Origin of the sequence: Mesorhizobium sp. M8A.F.Ca.ET.165.01.1.1 (genome assembly GCF_004792065.1) — a bacterium.
Lineage (GTDB): Bacteria > Pseudomonadota > Alphaproteobacteria > Rhizobiales > Rhizobiaceae > Mesorhizobium.
This window is the reverse complement of record NZ_SRTH01000247.1, coordinates 1-285: the sequence shown is the minus strand read 5'-3', so window position 1 is coordinate 285 and position 285 is coordinate 1. Positions and strand designations below refer to the sequence as shown.

Below are 285 nucleotides of genomic sequence, written 5' to 3'. Positions count from 1 at the left end.
CGGCAATTCGTCCGGCTTCGTCTCCTTGGCCTTGCCGCCGCCGATCGTCGGCAGATAGCCGAGGAACTTCAGGCCGACGCGGTCGCGAATGTCCTCGCCCGTCCGGAAGAAGCGCTCGTTGAATTCGTTCAAGCCGCCGAAGCCGGCGCCGAGCATGAGGCCGAGCACCAGCGAGAGCGCCAGCACCCTGATGGTGCGCGGGCTCGACGCGGCAAGCGGCATGTTCGCATCCGAGATGATGCGGACCTTGCCGACAGGGAAGGATTGCTGCTGCGAGGCTTCCTG

At 66.0% G+C, this 285-nt stretch carries 1 protein-coding gene; it reads right to left on the bottom strand.

Translation table 11 applies throughout. From position 1 onward, the window contains the following. Positions 1-285: GNVR domain-containing protein (locus EN808_RS35945; RefSeq protein WP_281041873.1), on the bottom strand; the 285-nt coding region annotated here is incomplete at both ends.